This is a genomic window from Streptomyces sp. NPDC034043, assembly GCF_055575675.1.
This window is the reverse complement of sequence record NZ_JBVISF010000001.1, coordinates 99,185-114,589: the sequence shown is the minus strand read 5'-3', so window position 1 is coordinate 114,589 and position 15,405 is coordinate 99,185. Positions and strand designations below refer to the sequence as shown.

Annotated in this window: 25 protein-coding genes; 11 read left to right on the top strand and 14 right to left on the bottom strand. The window is 69.0% G+C overall.

What is annotated here, in order from left to right; translation table 11 throughout:
- Positions 1–86 precede the first annotated feature (86 nt).
- Both tuf and ACZ51S_RS00835 read right to left on the bottom strand, forming a co-directional pair.
- Entirely contained in the window at positions 87–1,268 is a 1,182-nt protein-coding gene (tuf, locus tag ACZ51S_RS00840; RefSeq protein WP_468478754.1) for an elongation factor Tu, read from the bottom strand.
- Between the two features lie 89 nt (positions 1,269–1,357).
- Positions 1,358–1,507, bottom strand: a complete 150-nt coding sequence (locus tag ACZ51S_RS00835) for a hypothetical protein (protein ID WP_468478755.1) — start codon at positions 1,505–1,507, stop codon at positions 1,358–1,360.
- Positions 1,508–1,614: 107 nt separating this feature from the next.
- On the opposite strand from ACZ51S_RS00835, the gene ACZ51S_RS00830 reads away from it, so the two are divergent.
- From ACZ51S_RS00830 to ACZ51S_RS00820, 3 genes are all read left to right on the top strand, one after another.
- Positions 1,615–2,382, top strand: a complete 768-nt coding sequence (locus tag ACZ51S_RS00830) for a TVP38/TMEM64 family protein (RefSeq protein WP_468478756.1) — start codon at positions 1,615–1,617, stop codon at positions 2,380–2,382.
- A 48-nt stretch (positions 2,383–2,430) separates the two neighbouring features.
- Complete coding sequence (locus ACZ51S_RS00825) at positions 2,431–3,309, top strand: undecaprenyl-diphosphate phosphatase (RefSeq protein WP_388937233.1); 879 nt, start codon at positions 2,431–2,433, stop codon at positions 3,307–3,309.
- A 553-nt stretch (positions 3,310–3,862) separates the two neighbouring features.
- On the top strand, positions 3,863–4,093 hold the full coding sequence (locus tag ACZ51S_RS00820; protein ID WP_468959174.1) for a helix-turn-helix domain-containing protein: 231 nt from the start codon (positions 3,863–3,865) through the stop codon (positions 4,091–4,093).
- Positions 4,094–4,256: 163 nt separating this feature from the next.
- On the opposite strand, the gene ACZ51S_RS00815 is transcribed toward ACZ51S_RS00820, so the two are convergent.
- On the bottom strand, positions 4,257–4,463 hold the full coding sequence (locus tag ACZ51S_RS00815; protein WP_468959172.1) for a hypothetical protein: 207 nt from the start codon (positions 4,461–4,463) through the stop codon (positions 4,257–4,259).
- Between the two features lie 132 nt (positions 4,464–4,595).
- Here ACZ51S_RS00815 and ACZ51S_RS00810 point away from each other — a divergent pair, with 132 nt between their 5' ends.
- From ACZ51S_RS00810 to ACZ51S_RS00780, 7 genes are all read left to right on the top strand, one after another.
- Positions 4,596–5,579 (top strand): LuxR C-terminal-related transcriptional regulator, encoded by a 984-nt coding sequence (locus tag ACZ51S_RS00810; RefSeq protein WP_468959170.1) that lies wholly within the window; start codon positions 4,596–4,598, stop codon positions 5,577–5,579.
- 66 nt (positions 5,580–5,645) lie between these two features.
- Positions 5,646–5,879, top strand: a complete 234-nt coding sequence (locus tag ACZ51S_RS00805) for a hypothetical protein (RefSeq protein WP_468959169.1) — start codon at positions 5,646–5,648, stop codon at positions 5,877–5,879.
- A 154-nt stretch (positions 5,880–6,033) separates the two neighbouring features.
- Positions 6,034–6,369, top strand: coding sequence for a DUF6233 domain-containing protein (locus ACZ51S_RS00800; protein WP_468959167.1), 336 nt, complete (start codon positions 6,034–6,036; stop codon positions 6,367–6,369).
- A gap of 91 nt (positions 6,370–6,460) precedes the next feature.
- Complete coding sequence (locus tag ACZ51S_RS00795) at positions 6,461–6,964, top strand: hypothetical protein (RefSeq protein WP_468959166.1); 504 nt, start codon at positions 6,461–6,463, stop codon at positions 6,962–6,964.
- Between the two features lie 18 nt (positions 6,965–6,982).
- Entirely contained in the window at positions 6,983–7,282 is a 300-nt protein-coding gene (locus tag ACZ51S_RS00790; RefSeq protein WP_468959164.1) for a hypothetical protein, read from the top strand.
- Positions 7,283–7,299: 17 nt separating this feature from the next.
- Positions 7,300–7,833, top strand: a complete 534-nt coding sequence (locus ACZ51S_RS00785; RefSeq protein ID WP_468959162.1) for a hypothetical protein — start codon at positions 7,300–7,302, stop codon at positions 7,831–7,833.
- A 101-nt stretch (positions 7,834–7,934) separates the two neighbouring features.
- On the top strand, positions 7,935–8,708 hold the full coding sequence (locus ACZ51S_RS00780) for a hypothetical protein (protein ID WP_468959161.1): 774 nt from the start codon (positions 7,935–7,937) through the stop codon (positions 8,706–8,708).
- A gap of 95 nt (positions 8,709–8,803) precedes the next feature.
- Here the strand turns inward: ACZ51S_RS00780 and ACZ51S_RS00775 are convergent, their stop codons facing one another.
- From ACZ51S_RS00775 to ACZ51S_RS00755, 5 genes are all read right to left on the bottom strand, one after another.
- Positions 8,804–9,334, bottom strand: a complete 531-nt coding sequence (locus tag ACZ51S_RS00775) for a hypothetical protein (RefSeq protein WP_468959158.1) — start codon at positions 9,332–9,334, stop codon at positions 8,804–8,806.
- A gap of 323 nt (positions 9,335–9,657) precedes the next feature.
- A complete protein-coding gene (locus ACZ51S_RS00770; protein ID WP_468959156.1) occupies positions 9,658–9,837 on the bottom strand; it encodes a hypothetical protein in 180 nt (59 codons plus the stop codon).
- A gap of 29 nt (positions 9,838–9,866) precedes the next feature.
- Positions 9,867–10,175, bottom strand: coding sequence for a hypothetical protein (locus ACZ51S_RS00765; protein ID WP_468959154.1), 309 nt, complete (start codon positions 10,173–10,175; stop codon positions 9,867–9,869).
- Positions 10,172–10,651: an endonuclease domain-containing protein gene (locus ACZ51S_RS00760; RefSeq protein ID WP_468959152.1), complete on the bottom strand. Its 480-nt coding sequence runs from the start codon at positions 10,649–10,651 to the stop codon at positions 10,172–10,174. The genes ACZ51S_RS00765 and ACZ51S_RS00760 overlap by 4 nt, the downstream gene beginning before the upstream one ends.
- Entirely contained in the window at positions 10,648–11,322 is a 675-nt protein-coding gene (locus ACZ51S_RS00755) for a recombinase family protein (protein WP_468959149.1), read from the bottom strand. The genes ACZ51S_RS00760 and ACZ51S_RS00755 overlap by 4 nt, the downstream gene beginning before the upstream one ends.
- A gap of 513 nt (positions 11,323–11,835) precedes the next feature.
- Between ACZ51S_RS00755 and ACZ51S_RS00750 the strand changes: the two genes are divergently transcribed.
- The gene (locus ACZ51S_RS00750; protein WP_388937270.1) at positions 11,836–12,228 is read left to right on the top strand and encodes a hypothetical protein; all 393 of its coding nucleotides are present in this window, start codon (positions 11,836–11,838) and stop codon (positions 12,226–12,228) included.
- Positions 12,229–12,269: 41 nt separating this feature from the next.
- On the opposite strand, the gene ACZ51S_RS00745 is transcribed toward ACZ51S_RS00750, so the two are convergent.
- The 6 genes from ACZ51S_RS00745 to ACZ51S_RS00720 form a co-directional block, all read right to left on the bottom strand.
- On the bottom strand, positions 12,270–12,527 hold the full coding sequence (locus tag ACZ51S_RS00745; protein ID WP_468959146.1) for a hypothetical protein: 258 nt from the start codon (positions 12,525–12,527) through the stop codon (positions 12,270–12,272).
- Between the two features lie 53 nt (positions 12,528–12,580).
- Positions 12,581–12,901, bottom strand: a complete 321-nt coding sequence (locus ACZ51S_RS00740) for a hypothetical protein (RefSeq protein WP_468959143.1) — start codon at positions 12,899–12,901, stop codon at positions 12,581–12,583.
- Positions 12,902–12,936: 35 nt separating this feature from the next.
- On the bottom strand, positions 12,937–13,278 hold the full coding sequence (locus tag ACZ51S_RS00735) for a hypothetical protein (protein WP_468959140.1): 342 nt from the start codon (positions 13,276–13,278) through the stop codon (positions 12,937–12,939).
- Positions 13,279–13,377: 99 nt separating this feature from the next.
- The gene (locus ACZ51S_RS00730; protein ID WP_388937278.1) at positions 13,378–13,734 is read right to left on the bottom strand and encodes a hypothetical protein; all 357 of its coding nucleotides are present in this window, start codon (positions 13,732–13,734) and stop codon (positions 13,378–13,380) included.
- Positions 13,735–13,736: 2 nt separating this feature from the next.
- Positions 13,737–14,654, bottom strand: coding sequence for a hypothetical protein (locus ACZ51S_RS00725; protein ID WP_468959137.1), 918 nt, complete (start codon positions 14,652–14,654; stop codon positions 13,737–13,739).
- A 69-nt stretch (positions 14,655–14,723) separates the two neighbouring features.
- On the bottom strand, positions 14,724–15,392 hold the full coding sequence (locus tag ACZ51S_RS00720; RefSeq protein WP_468959134.1) for a hypothetical protein: 669 nt from the start codon (positions 15,390–15,392) through the stop codon (positions 14,724–14,726).
- Positions 15,393–15,405: the final 13 nt, after the last annotated feature.

Genomic DNA, 15,405 nt, shown 5'->3' with positions numbered 1-15,405 from the left:
CGGCCCCCTGTTCCCTCGTTCCCGCACGCCGGTGGTGACGGCAGTCTGACGCAGCCGGACCGCCGCCACCACGGCGGGGCCCGGGGTCAGCCGAGCACGGCCGTGACCGTACCCGCACCGACCGTGCGGCCGCCCTCGCGGATGGCGAAGCCGAGCCCCGCCTCCAGGGGCACGTCCCGGCCCAGCTCGACGGTCATCGCGACCGTCTCCCCGGGACGGGCCACGGCGGCCGCGCCCAGGTCCACGTCGCCGACCACGTCGGCGGTGCGGACGTAGAACTGCGGCCGGTAGCCGGTCGCGACGGGTGTCGTACGCCCGCCCTCCCGGGCGGAGAGCACGTACACCCGCGCGGTGAAGCGCCGGCTCGGCACCAGGCTCCCGGGCGCCGCGACCACGTGCCCGCGGCGCACCCCGTCGCGGGGCACCCCGCGCAGCAGCAGCGCGACGTTGTCCCCCGCCTCGGCGGACTCCATCGGCTTGCCGAAGGTCTCCAGCCCGGTGACCACGGTCTCGACGGGCTCGCCGTCGCCCCCGAGGACGGTGACCCGGTCGCCGGGCCGGACCGTGCCGCGCTCGACGGCGCCGGTCACGACGGTGCCCCGGCCGGTGATGGTCAGGACGTTCTCGACCGGCAGCAGGAACGGCGCGTCCGTGTACCGCACCGGCATCGGCACGTACGTGTCGACCGCGTCCAGCAGCGCCTCGATCGCCCCGGTCCATCGCGGGTCGCCCTCCAGCGCGCGGAGCCCGGAGACCCGTACGACCGGCGCGGTGTCCCCGCCGTAGCCGTGCGCGGAGAGCAGGTCGCGGACCTCCAGCTCGACCAGGTCGGTGAGCTCGGGGTCACCGGCGTCGGCCTTGTTGAGGGCCACCACGATGTGGTCCACGCCGACCTGGCGGGCGAGCAGGACGTGCTCGGCGGTCTGGGGCATGACCCCGTCGAGGGCGGAGACGACGAGGATCGCCCCGTCGAGCTGGGCCGCGCCCGTGACCATGTTCTTGACGTAGTCGGCGTGGCCGGGCATGTCGACGTGGGCGTAGTGCCGGGTGTCGGTCTCGTACTCGACGTGCGTGAGGTTGATGGTGATGCCGCGGCGGGCCTCCTCGGGGGCCCGGTCGATGCGGTCGAACGGCACGAAGGAGGCGCCGCCGCGCTCGGCGAGGACCTTGGTGATGGCGGCGGTGAGGGTGGTCTTGCCGTGGTCGACGTGGCCCATGGTGCCGATGTTGAGGTGCGGCTTGGTGCGGGTGAAGGCCGTCTTGGCCATGATCTCTTTCCCGTGGCTCGAAGCTGGTCGGGACCCCTGGATTCAGCCGACCCTCCCCCTGCGGGGTCCGCCGGACGATCCGGGAAGGGTCAGCTTCGTGCGCCGTCGAACGCGGCGGAGGCGAATGCCTCGAAGGCCGCGGAGGCGGTGAGTGCCTCCGACGCGGAGAAGAGGAGGACGGCAGCCTTCGGCGCGTCCGCGACTGCGGACGGCGCTGCGGGGAAGGCGTACCGGGACATGCACCGGATCCTGCCGGACCGCCGGGGCCGCGTCGAACGAATTACGGTGGCGACGACGGGCGGGGCGCGGGCGTGGGCCGCACGCGGGGATGCCGCGGCGGGCCGGGATGAGGCCTGGATTACGGCGCCGCGTCACGGGGGTCGGTTACTCTCCCCGGGTGTCCCTCCTCCTCGCGCCGGTGGCCCGGCTGTCGCTGCTCGCCGTGCTGCTGGTCGCGGCCGGGGCCTGCGTACTGCTCTACGAGCCGCAGCGGCTGCTGTCGCAGGGCTGGCCGCCGGGGCTCCCGGTGGGGACGGGGGTGCTGCTGTTCGCGGGCGCGTACGGCGCGTGCACGGCCGCCTTCGTGCCCCGGCCGCTGCTGAACCTCGCCGCGGGGGCGGTCTTCGGGTCCCAGTTCGGGCTGGTGGCGGCCGTCGGCGGCACCGTGGTCGGCGCGGGGCTCGCCTTCGGCCTGGGCCGGATCATGGGGCAGGAGGCGTTGCGTCCGTACCTGCGCGGGCGCTGGCTGGAGGCGGCCGACGGCCAGCTGAGCCGGCACGGCTTCCGCTCCGTGCTGGCGGTCCGGATCTTTCCCGGGGTGCCCTTCGCCGCGGCCAATTACCTCGCGGCCGTCTCCCGTTGCGGCTGGCTCCCCTTCCTGCTCGCGACGGCGCTCGGGACGGTCCCCAACACCGCCGCGTACGTGATCGCCGGAGCCAGCGCCTCCTCCCCCGGATCGCCCGCGTTCCTGGTTTCGTTCGGGTTCATCGCCCTGTCCGGAGCGGTCGCGGCGGCGGTCGCCTGGCGCAAGCGGCACCGGCTGGCACCCGCTGGTGCGTCCCGGCCCGCGCCCGCACACCCCCCAGTGGTCACGGCGGCTCCCCACGGGCCCTAGCATCGGACCCGAACTGCCCGACGATCACAAGGACGAGCGCACCCCGACATGAGCTGGTTCGAATCCCTAATCCTCGGTCTCGTCCAGGGGCTTACGGAGTTCCTCCCGATCTCCTCCAGCGCGCACCTGCGGCTGACCGCGGCTTTCGCCGGCTGGCACGATCCGGGTGCCGCCTTCACGGCCATCACCCAGATCGGCACCGAGGCCGCCGTGCTGATCTACTTCCGCAAGGACATCGCGCGGATCATCTCCACCTGGTTCCGCTCCCTGTACACCAAGGCGCTGCGTTCCGAACAGGACGCCAAGATGGGCTGGCTGGTCATCGTCGGCTCGATCCCGATCGGTGTCCTGGGCGTCCTGTTCAAGGACCAGATCACCGGCCCGGCCCGCGACCTGCGGCTGACCGCGACCACGCTGATCGTGATGGGCCTCGTCCTCGGCTTCGCCGACTGGCTGGCCTCCCGCGACGAGGAGGGCGGACGGCACCGCGTGGTCAAGCAGCGCAAGACGCTCCGGGAACTGGGGGTCAAGGACGGGCTGATCTTCGGGCTGTGCCAGGCGATGGCGCTGATCCCGGGCGTCTCCCGGTCCGGTGCCACGATCTCCGGCGGTCTGCTGCTCGGCTTCACCCGTGAGGCGGCGGCCCGGTACTCCTTCCTCCTGGCCATCCCGGCCGTGCTGGCCTCCGGCGCGTTCGAGATCAAGGACGTGGTGGAGAACCCCGGGCACATCTCCTGGGGGCCGACGGTCTTCGCCACGGTGATCGCCTTCTTCGTCGGCTACGCGGTCATCGCATGGTTCATGAAGTTCATCTCCACCAAGAGCTTCATGCCCTTCGTCATCTACCGGATCCTGCTCGGCATCGCGCTGTTCGCGCTCATCGGGATGGGCGTGCTCAGCCCGCACGCGGGTGAGTCGGGCTCCTGACCTGCAGGTTCAACGCTAAGTGGGCCCAGAAAATGGCGCCCCAGGACGTGATCCTGGGGCGCCATTTTCGAATCGCTATCCGCATCCAGACCCAGACATGAGCCCGGGTTGACCTGGAGGCGAAGTGGATACATCTAGATGAATCTCGATCCGCTTCGACGGTTCTCCCCGTGCTCATCTCCCAGTCGTCTCCCACTCCTCCCACCTCCTGCGCAGAGGCAGACCGAAGCCGGGCGGGGTACCTGGAGGGGGTACGGGTGCGCCCGGCTTCGGCATATTCGGCCGACGAGCAACTCGCGCCGGTGCGCACCGGTGCTATTCACTCGTCGGAGCGGATGCCCGTCACGCCTAGACGGACATCCGCGGGTCACCCGGCGGCCGGTACTTGGGGTGCCAGTGCAGCCGGGTGACCCTCGGCCCAGCCAGGGATGGGACCCAGCCGGCCGAGCCTGCACCTCACATCCGCCGCCTTTCGGTCGGCCGATAGAGCAAGATCACAAAATGCTTCACATTTGATGCTGACAAACGATCATGAACGGTCGAGCGTTTTGGGGTGCCGAAAGAACTGCCCCAGTGGGTGCTCGACGCCCGCAGGGTTGTCGCTGACCGCGTGCGCTGCGCCCGGCTGAACGCAGGCTGGACGCAGGAGCGCTTGGTGGAGATCTCCGGCGTCGACCGCTCCACTTTGCAGCGACTCGAGGCCGGGACTCACGACACGCGCATCAGCGCGTTGCTGATGATCGCGCACGCTCTTCGCGTGCCAGCCAAGGACTTCCTGCCGTAGCGCCACTCTTCAGCCGCCCGTTTTCGGCCAGCGGGCGGGGTCTCCATCTTGCCGCGTCATATGCCGGAGCGATAGACGTAGCGCGCATATATGCACACGTTGTGTTGCATGGGCATCCCGCTCGCCGCACCGCCGCACGACGAGCGGGATGAGATCAGGCGATCTATCCCCAGCCGATGTCGTTCGACGTCGATGTGGGGGTGGGCGTCGGGGTCGGGGTCGGCTCGGCAGGCGCGACGCCCCAGCCGATGTCGGTGACGACGGCCTCGGAGGCCGGCGGAGCGGGGACTTCGTCGGCTGCGGCGGGTACGGCAAACAGAGCAGCGGCGACCAGTGCTGCTGCGGCCAGGGCTAGGCGCTTGGCGATCATCTTCAACCCCTCCCGATTCGAACAGGCGACCGCTCGCCCGTTCCGGTTCGAAACATTGCCATGTGCATGTGCCTGCGTCCAGACTCGATGGGATGTCAGTATCCGCACTGCGTTTTTTGGAAAAGGGGGGCCATGCCGGCCGACGACGACGCGGACAGACCCATCCTGCCGCTCACCTCCAGCGACATCGACGACTACAAGGCCGTCGCAGCCGGGGAAGCCCTGGAGGCCCCCGAGCGGCTGCTGCGCCTCGGCCTCGTCGTCCAGAGTCCCTACGCGGACGGCCGCCCCGTTGCCCTCGACCCTCGCGATGTCCAGCAGAAGCTGCTCGAAGCGCGATACAAGGAGCTGGCTACGCTGGCTGAGCAGTTGCGACTCCTACCCCAGCTGGAGGCGCTGCGGACCGCCTACGAGCCGGAGCCGAGGCGCGGGGAGCCCTCGAGTGAGCTGCTGCAGACAATGACCCAGATGGACACCCGCATCGGGGAAGCCTCCTCCCGGGCCACTGTCGAATGCCTGTCGGCGCAGCCCATCCCCCGAGCGAAGCGGGATCCGAAGTCCCTCCAGACCGGGCTGGAGCGCAGCCTTGCACTCCTCCGCCGAGGAGTGACAGTGCGGCTGCTGTACGGGCCGGCCGCACTCAACGACCCGGCCACCCGCGAGTACGTCGAGGAGTTCATCGCCGAGGGAGGTGGAGTCCGCATCCACCGCCGCCCCTTCATTCGCACGTTAATCGTGGACGGGAGCGACCTCTTCATCGACGACTACAGGAAGTCGACGCCACCCCCGGCCGCAGGCTGCCACATCACCGACCGCGCCGTCGTGGCCTGGGCTCGCCAGGTGTACACGTACCTGTGGGAGTCGTCCTACACGTGGAAAGAGTCCCTCGCGTGGGACACGGAGGCACTGTCGGAGCGGCAGCTGAAGATCCTGGGCGACATGGCCGCCGGCTACGACCAGGAGGTCATCGCTCACCGGATCGGCATTAGCCCGCGCCAGGTGACCGCGGACCTGAAAGAGGCGCGTACCCGGCTGGGGATGCGGTCGACGTATCAGCTGATGGCCTGGTACGGGCGCTGGATGGCGGGCCGGTCAGGGGGAACGGGGGGCCGCTAGCCTGGCCGACTCCGATGGCGGGGTGGCGCTGCCGTCGAGAGGGGGCTCCCCGCCTAGGATCGACCGGTGGCTATCGAACCCCCTGTCGAACTGATCGACCTCCAGCGCGCCTCGGACCAGGCGCACGCCCAGGTCCGCGAGAACCCGACCGATGTGGCTTGGGCCGAGTGGCGCGACCGGGCCGGCGAGGTGCAGTCCGCGGTGACGGCCTACGCGAAGGAGATCGGCGAGCCCCGGAACGCCGTCGAGGCCGCAGTGAAGAAGGCTGCGCGCTACTCCGAGCCGCAGCCGAAGCCCTAGACGTGGGCCCGCCCCGCCGGTCGCTGTCCCCGAAGGGCCGGTGGGGCGGTACGAGCAGCGTCTGCGCCCAGCAGGCAATCGCTCGAATGTGATGTGTCCATGCTAGCGGCGGGCACTGACAAAGGGGGTGGGGTCGGGGCGTAGAATCGAACTTGTGTCCGACAATGCCGCCTCCCGCCTCGCTCAGCTCCGCTTCCTCGAGCGGGTGCAGTTGCAGGACCTGGCCCGGACCCGCGACTGGATCGCCACGGAGGAGCGGCTCCAGGAGGCCGAGGCCCACCGCCAGCCGCCTCCTCCGCCGCCGGACTGGCTGATCGAGCACGGCATCGGCGCGGGTCGACCGCCAGTCCGTGTCCACGTTGGTGGCTGCTGGGACACGCGGACCCGCTGCAAGCCGGCCGACCAGGACACCGCCCGCCGGGCCCTCGCCGAAGGTGTTGAGGCCTGCGTCCAGTGCCGGCCGGACACCGCGCTCGGCGTCCTGGACTGAGTCAACGTGCTTGTAGCTCTTTCGAGTTACATCGCTAGCCAACTTCGACATACGTATGTCAAGGTGGATTCATCGCAGGGAGGGAGACCCGATGAACACCACCACGGCCGCCGCTAAGGCCCGCGTCACCGTCGCCACCATCCGCACCTGGTGCCGGATTGGAGCCGTCGCAGCCACGAAGCAGGCCGGGCGCTGGATCATCGACGCCACCTCCCTCGCCCGCCGCATCGCCATTGGCGCACGCAAGGCCCGCAAGGTCATCGCCTACACCGTCGAGACCCTCACCGCGATCGGCGGCAGCCGCTGGCAGAAGAACGACATGGACCGCATCTACTTCAACAACGCCGCCGAGATCGCCGGCCTCGAACTGCACCACTACAAGTCAGGCAACATCTCCGGCGCTTACTGGCAGGGCGAGCTCGTCTCGAACAGCCAGGGCGTCAAGCTCGCGAACAGTATCGACAAGCTCTGGTTCGACCTCGCCGACGGTAAGTTCCACTGCCGCTTCGGCTTCGGCCGGTCTCGCGAAGCCAGCCCTGACGAGGTGTTCGACGCAGCCATCGCCGGCATCCGCACCGCCATCGCCGCCCTCTGAACCTACCGAAGGAGCCTCATGCAGCACTTCACCGCCTGGATCGTCAACGATCCGACAGCCCTGGAAAGCGCCTGCGTCGACATCACGATCCTCGAGGACCAGCTCATCGGAGACCCCGAGAGGCCCGGAGCCTGGTCCACGGACGGCAGCAAGCCCACGGCGTTCCACGCGGTCACCACCGTCGACGCCAAGGAGGGCGACATCGAAGAAGCCATCGCCGAGGCCGAGGCTCTGATGGCCGCCGCCGACTGGGAGACCGACAGCGCCTGGGACCCGGTCGGAAACGCCTACATCGCTACCGTCCAGCGCGCCAGCTGACCCGAGGAGCAACAGTCATGACGACAACGACCAACTACGGCAGCTGGTACAACGTCGAGGGCCGCGAGGTCTCCGCCGCCGCCACAGTCAGCCTGGCCGCCGGTGACTGCCACGACGACTACGACCTCGACGCGGTCGAGAGCGCCTACCTCACCGCCATCCAGGAGGAACTGCCGCCCGGCGTCTACGTCAACGGCCTGGAATTCATCGGCCCGTACTACGACGAGGACTGCCACTTCGAGGGCTACCCCACCGACGCGGATGGGTCCCTCGACCTGAAGGCCATCGTGGACTCCGTCGACATCTACGGAATCCTGGAGCAGCACGAGCTCATCGACATCAACGAGGTCGCGGCCCGGCTCGGTTACAGCGGCAAGTCGGCAGCGGCCACCGCTCGCAAGACGCTGGCCCGCTGGGGTGTCGAGGCCGCACAGACCCGCCCGCACCCGGAGTCCAACCGGTTGCAGCACCGCTACCTGGCCCGCGAGGTCGAGGAGGCGGCGAAGAATCGACCCGGCCAGGGAGCGCGTACCGACAGGGCGAGCGCGTGACCATCCGCCCCTCACACCTCCCCAGGATGCGCCGCCAGTTACTGGATCACCTTGAGGACCCGGCTGCCTCGCTACGGTCCCAAACCCCCCGCGAAGTCCAGGTGGGGCTCGACGCGCTCGCATCGCACCTGCGGGCCGCCGACATGTACTGGGTGGCCCCCGAAATGGCAGCCCTAGCCGTGTCGGCCGGCGCCCAGCTGGCTGCCGCGCGCTGGGCTACCGCAGATCGACCTTCCCCCTGCGGCCTGCTGTGGTGGGCCGACGGTATCGGGTCCATGGACGCACACGGTGTCGAGATCCCGGTGGAAGGCTGCGTATGGGGTCCGTATGACGGTGAGCTGCTGGTCTGGCTGCTCATGTCCCGGAAGCGGCTCGACGCCGAACTGGCTCCGTTGAAGGGGCTGGTCCTGGTGGAGGAGCAGGTGCCGCCGTTGCTTCCGATTTCCGGGGGCGGTCTCTCGGTGACCGCTGAGCCAGTGCCGTTTGCGAGCCTCGAGACGAAGCTGCCGACCACCATCGTGGCCGCGCTCGCTGCCGCGTGGCTGCTGATGCAGCAGCCCGTGCTCGTCGAGCAGGCGGCCGTGCGGCCGGCCTCTTCGGAGGCGCGCAGCCTCACAAGGTCTGGCCTTGGCAATACAGCGGTCACCGTGACCTCGCTCCGGCGGCAGTACGCGCCGAACGGCAGTGCGGCCGAGGGGACGGACATTTCGGGGCGGCGATACCGGCATCGGTGGGTTGTGTCAGGCCACTGGCGGGATCAGGCTCACGGTCCGGACCGCGGGCTGCGCCGCAAGACGTGGATCCCCGCCCACGTCAAAGGACCGGACGGGGCGCCGATGCTCTCGACGGAGAAGGTCAACGTGTGGCGCCGATAGCTGTGCCGCTCCAGCTGCGACAGGCGCACGGTAAGGGAAGTTCCGGAAAGTAGGACGCCCGCCCCCGCCGGATGCGGGAGCGGGCGTCAGTGCGGTCAGGCGGCAAATGCGGCCTCAAGAGTGCGGGCCATCGCCGCGTCGTAACCCTCGGGCGGGACAGTCAGTGCCTTCGGATCCAGCGCCCTGTTGATGCCGAAGTAGGCCTCGATGTGACTTGGCGGCGCACCGTCTTCCAGTGCCGCACCGATGGCGGCCCTGCGCAGCGAGTGCGCACGCGCCTCTACGTTGACCCGCTCTGCGGCGCGCCGCAGCAGGCGTGGCAACACCCCGACCTTCTGCAAGCCCAACAGTAGGGGCTCGGCCGGCTCGTAATCCTGGGTGGCCAGGTAGGCATCGACGGCCCGCCCGGCCGCAGGTGCGATGCAGATCCGGCGCCTACCAAGTGTCAGGCGGGGCTCCGTGCCAGGCTGGTAGTCAGCGACCGAAGCCTCGGTGACCTCCAGGGGGCGAGCCCCAGCAAGCAGCATCAACGACATTGCCGCGTACAGCAGTGGGTCCGCTTGCGTCTCGACGAGCAGAGCCCGAGCGTCAAGCGTGGACAGGGTGGGGCGGTCGAGCAGCGGCACGGTTCCTCCTCCGACGGTGGGGGCTTCAGTGTGGCAGCGGCCGATGATGGCCAGGCGCGGAATGCGAAGAGCCCCCACCCGAAGGTGGGGGCTGAGGCGTCGCCCGGAGTGAGGCCGGTACAAGCCGGGCGCCACGGTTTCCCAGTGGCCTACGAGCGTCCGCTGAATCAGTGTGACACGGGGCGCCGACAACGGGCAGGCGGTCAGGCGCCTCCTAGCGCTTCAGTGCATGGCCGCAGGGGTCGAGCGTGTAGATCCGCCCCGACCGTGGGTAGCGGACCCTAGCGGGACTCTCCAACGCTGACTCCAGTGAGCGCGGTAGCTCATTGCTCGCCCTTCGACTCCAGCCGGACGTGGACGCGGACCTCGCCGTCGACCTCATCCGGCATGAGCCAGACAACTTCCGCGACGCGCTCCACCCTCTCCCCGCCGGCAATGAGCTCTCCGACACGGGGCGGCGCCGTCAGATCGAGCTCCCACGTGCCGTCGATGATGACCTTCATGCGCCCTCCTCGTAGCACATAACGACTGCCTACTCGCTAGGCAGGAAGACGTCGACTACCCAGTTCGGCTCGCGACCGTCCAGCTCGCCCCAACCAGCACCTTGACGCTCAAGAACGTCCACCGCCTTCTGCGCCACGATCCGAGCCTCGTTCCAGTGGTCGTACTTGTCCTGGCCCGTGAACTTGGCGATGCCGGTGACGCGGACCGAGTCTTCCTCCGGGCCGGGCTCGATGGTGAAACCGCTAGCCCTGAACCCTCGCGCCTCTTCGTCAGCCAGGGGAGTCAGGCCAGCGTTACGAAGGATGGAGACGGCGCGGTCTACGGCGGTGCTGGTCACTGGCCCTCCTGGGGCTGGAGCCGCTCGGCGAGTCCGGCGGCGAGAGTGTAGGCGGGGTGGTTGTCGAGCTGGTGCCGCTCCAGGTAGGCGATAGCCAGCCGGAGGCGATCGGTGGAGTCCTTCGCGTTGCCGAGCAGCAGGTTGCAGTGGTGGCACAGCAAGGCACGGATCTTGCCCGTGACGTGATCGTGGTCCACATGCATCCGGCGCTCGGTATCCGGCTCCTCCCCGCAGAGCGCGCACAGGTTCCCCTGCTCCGCTGCCATGCGGGTGTAGTCGTCGAGCGTGATGCCGTAGAGCCGCTTCAGGCTTTGCTCGAAAACCTTGTCCTTGCCGTTGTTCTTCTTATACCGGTCGCGGTGGTACTCGCTCAGGCACGCCTTGCAGCGCGGGTGGCGACGGCCCTGATGCGTGTAGAAGTCGGCGGCCGGCTTGGTGACGCCGCACTTGCGGCACGCCTTGTCCGGCTCGCTCACCTCAGCCCCCTTGCGCCGTGGGCCCCAACGCTGGGTCGGTGGCCAGCTCGGAGCTCGGGGACGTACTTGTACAGCGTGGTCCGGCTGATACCGAGCAGCCGGGCGATGGAGGCGATCGAGGCCTCCGGGTTGGCGAGCATGGACCGGGCGTGAAGGATCTGCTCCTCGGTCATGGCTGGCGGGCGCCCGATGCGCTCCCCGCGGGCCCGCGCTGCGGCGAGACCTTCGTGGGTGCCCTGGACGATGAGCTCGCGGATGAACTCGGCGAGGGCGGCGAAGACGTGGAAGACGAGCCGGCCGCCGGGGGTGGTGGTATCGAGGGCTTCGTGGAGTGAGCGGAAGCCGATGCCGCGCTTGCGGAGGCCGGCAACGATGGCGATGAGGTCTTGGATGGAGCGGCCGAGGCGGTCGAGGGACGGTACGACGAGGGTGTCGCCGGGGCGGGCGTACTCCAGGGCCTTCCAGAGTTCTTCGCGTTCGACGGTCTTGCCGGACTTCTTGTCGGCGAAGACTTTGGCGCAGCCGCACTCGGTGAGGGCGGCGATCTGGCGGTCGAGGTTCTGGCCCTTGGTGGAGACGCGGGCGTATCCGATGAGAACACCGGTCGCGGTGGTGGGGAACGCGGCGAGGACGTCTTCGCCGTCGGATGCCCACTGGGCGGCTGTGGTCATGTAAGAACCGTACAGAAAGGGGTGGTTGATGGTTAATGAACGCTTCAAGTTTTTGAACACCCTTTATGGACGACCTACGGGAGGTGGAACCCCAGGAACGCCGCCGCAGGGTGCAGCGTCCAACAACCGATCGATTGTTGGACACCGGCGGTTTGGCATCTTATCCAGGGCCCGCCCCTCAACCGGGCCGCGATCTACAGGGGTTGCCTCTGCCCGTCGGAGGTCGCGATTCCGCAACACGCCCCCGGCGCCGTCCCCGTCGGCGATACGGTCGCGACCTCATCGACTTCTGGGGTCACCATGCGCCTGCGTACACTCCCTGCCGCTCTGCTCCTCCTCGCTGCCGCCTCCGGCTGCGGAAGCGGCACGCCCGAAGCTGCCGCGCCGCCTTCGGCGGGTGCGGGAGCGCCGGCGCCAGCTGCATCCTCGACGCCCCCAGCCCTCGAGCTAGGAGCCGCGGCCGAGACGGTCGGCTCCGGCGGGACGGGACGGCTGGAGCTCACCCCTACGTCGGTGACCTACCTGCAGCCAGGCAGCACCTTCGACAAGCCCACGAGGGAGCAGTTCGCCTTCATTACCTTCAAGGCCAGGCCTACGACGGCTGTGGCAGCGGCCCAGGCGGCGCCTGCCGGTGGCGGCGGATGGAGCTGGATCGCCCCTGACGGGCAGGCCATCGAGCAGGGCAACGGCGAGGCCTACAACGTCGTCGCGAAAAGCTTCAACGCGGGAGGACCGATTCAGCCGGGTAGCTGGGTCTGGGATGCGGCTGTCTTCGACCTGGCCAAGGCGCAGGCCGGCGGGACGCTCGTCTACACCGACGGTGCGGGGGCTGCCTTCCGTTGGAAGGTTCCCGCTCAGGACTCCGGCCCGGAGGTCGCCCAGGTGAAGAAGGAACTGGCCCCCTGACACAGCAGAACGCCCCCACCCGCGAGGGGGTGGGGGCGTTGTCACTTGGCGCCGAAGTCTTTCTTCTTGTGTTTGACCCAGGAGGCGACGGCCGCGACCGTAGCTGCGTCCATCCGGGCGAGCGCGGTGACAGCCTCCGCATCGGAGGCTCCCTTGTTTACGCCGGCTTCAGCGAGAGCTGTATCAAGGACAAGCCGATTCGCCTGCTCCTCGGCGGGTGGCGCAGGGGGCACGTCCGAGGGCGGCTGGGGCTGCTCTTCGAGGATGCCCATGTCGACGAGCGTCTCGACGTCGGCCATATGCGGCTGCCGTCGGGGCGTTGCGGGACGGGGGTCAGGCTCGGAATCGCTCATCACACTCCCGTCCGGTTGTACTCCTCGACCAGCGGGTGCACGGGCTCGGGTTCAATGCCGGCGTGGTGCATCTGTTGGGCCCATCGGTCGGTCGTCCATGCGAAGGCACGCAGGATGGACTCGATCCTGCTGACCCGGCCCCTGAGGGAGCCGTTCTCCTCATCCACCCGGCTCACCGTCGCCTGTAGGACCTTCAGGTCCTCCGCCCGCTGCGCTGGCGCCGCTTGCACGGCCGCCACCACGCGGGTCGCCTCGGCCGACGTGGTCGCCGCGGCTTTCGACAGCCGCGCCGTGTACACCGTGCCGATCACCGTAAGCACCGCCGCCGTGACCGTAACCACTGCTGCCCAAACACTCATCCGTCCTCTGCTCTCCGGGCGCGAGGAGCTTTGGGCACGGAGTGCTCGGGCACCGTCGCGGCCCACATGATCACCCCCACGTGGGAGGTCAGGTACCAGACGGCGACGTAGGCGCCGCGGGAGAACTCGCCCGACATGACAGCAGCGAGGTATGCGATCGCCCACACTGACGGCGGCACCAGTGCAGCGACGAATCCAAAGCGATCCCGGCCGACACGGAGGAAGGCCGAGACCATGGTGACGATCCCGGCTATGACCCACAGCCACGCCCAGCAGTGGAGCGGGGCGATGCGGGTCAGGAGGCCGAGGCCTGTGGTCTGCGGAGGGTCCACGATCATGCCCGCACCCCAGCAGGTCTTGCCGGTGCCGAGGATGAGAAGGAAGCGGCCGCGGCGGCCCAGCAGACGTTGGGCCCGCCGGACAGCCCGGCACTCCACCTACACGCCCGAGAGTGGGCGGCGGGCGGCGATAGCCGGCACCGGAGCGGTGATCTGCGTGCGGTCCCACATGGCGACGACCGCAGCTGCGGCGGCGAGGACCACTGCCTGCTGCTCGGCGGACCAGTCGAGGCCGAAACCGACGGCGAGGGCGAGAGCAGCCTGGGCGAAGCCGAGGACGGCGGCGCCGATCGCATCGCCAGCCATGACGGCAAGGATGACGCCGACGAGGGCAGACGCGACGGCGTTGATGACGGCCTGCTGCTCGGCTGAGACGTCCATCCCGAAGGCCGCGAGCAGCTTGACGGCGATGGCGACGAGGCCGAGCCAGAGCGCCGGTTCTCTCTTGAAGATCATGGTCAGCCCTTCGCGGTGCTGGAGTTCTGGACGGTGACATCGACGGCGACGGTGTTCTCGCGGAGTGCCTTGGCGACAGCGTTCTCAACGGCCGTCGCTATGGCCGCCTCGTCGAGGTCCCGGTCGGCGGCGAGCAGCTTCACGAGCGTCTCGACGGCCATCAGGCGGGCGAGGGTGGCCTCGGTGGTGTTCTTGAGGCCCCAGATCATGGAGTTCCAGCTGTCGGAGCGTTCCTGGGTGAGAGCCACGCCGTTCTCCTCAGGGGTAGGTTGGGCCGCGTCGCCGCCGGCCAGGGCTAGGATGCGCGTGAAGTTGATGTTTCCGGGGTCGCCGTGGTCGTTCTCTGGGACGTGCTGGTGCCCGAGCCAGCCGTAATAGGCCTGCCACTGGGCGCCGGACAGGCGGACCCCGTTGGCGCCGTAGGAGCCGCCGACCTGGCCCTTGTTGTAGGCCTTCCAGGTCACGGTTGAGGCGAGGCGGATGCCGTGGTTGTCGTGGGCCCATCGGACGAACTTGGCGAGTTCGGCGAGGAGCCAGTCGGGGGCGTCGGGCCAGAAGATGTAGTCGACGCCGGCGCGCTTGCCGTCCCAGGTGACGGCGTTCCGTTCGTCGCAGGTGCCGACGAGCTCGATCTGCACGGCGTTGGCGGTGTTGGTCTCCACGCCCCCCGAAAGGTTCATGAGGGCGCGGCTGGAGGTGTCGAAGTCGAAGTGCTGATACCACTTGATCTTGCGGTTCGGGATGTCCGGGAGTGCGGTGAAGTTGGGAGCATCGCGCCCGCCGCGGTAGTCGGGGAGTGTCCTGCCCTCGGTGGTGTGCAGCACGCCGACGTTGGATTCCATCGCATTGCCCGGGTAGGCGGTTTGCCACCAGTAGGAGAGCGAGGCGTCGGGGTACTTCTGTGGGCCGGTCTTGGCCATGAGGCCTCCAGGCATGCGAAAGCCCCGGCCGGGACGGCTCGGGGCGGTGGAAGGGCGGGGGGCTGGCGGCTAGGCGGCCAGGTAGGTGACGTACAGCATGGATCCGGCTTCGCCGCTGTACGCGGTCGAGAGGCTGCTGCCGCTGTTCTGTCCGCCCGCGACCTCGACGTAGTCCCCTACTCCGAGGTACAGAATGTGATTGACCTCGACGACGCCGGCGAGGTTGCCGGGGGAGCAGAGGTTCGCGGCACCCTGGATGAAGCTGCCGTTCAGGTGGATCCGGGCGCCGCGGGCGCCGACGCTGTTGTTGGCGAAGGCAGCTCGGCCACGCACGTCGTACCAGCCGGCGACCTGGCAGGTGTACCGGGTGTTGTTCGTGATGGTTGAGTGCCCCCCATGGGTGTCGAGTATCTCGCTGTCCATCGACAAGGGTGCCCAGAGGGTGTTGCCCACAGACTGCGTGATGGTCTGCTTGCCGATGAACATCGGCTTCACCGTGGTTGCCACGCCGACCCAGGCGCTGCCGTTGTAGACGGTCAGGAGACCTTCGGCCGTCACCCAGGCAGTCATGCCCGCGACGGGGCTGGTCAAGGCGGCGTTCCTGGCGGCAGCCGAGGCGAACCGCATGACGGTCTGGGGTACGACGGCAGCCAGGTTCTGGGCCATGAGGGCGGCATTCGGCGGGTCCGTGAGGGACGAGATCTGAATGCCTTGACCGAAGGCGTCGGTGGTGGGCACCGGCCCCCCTCTC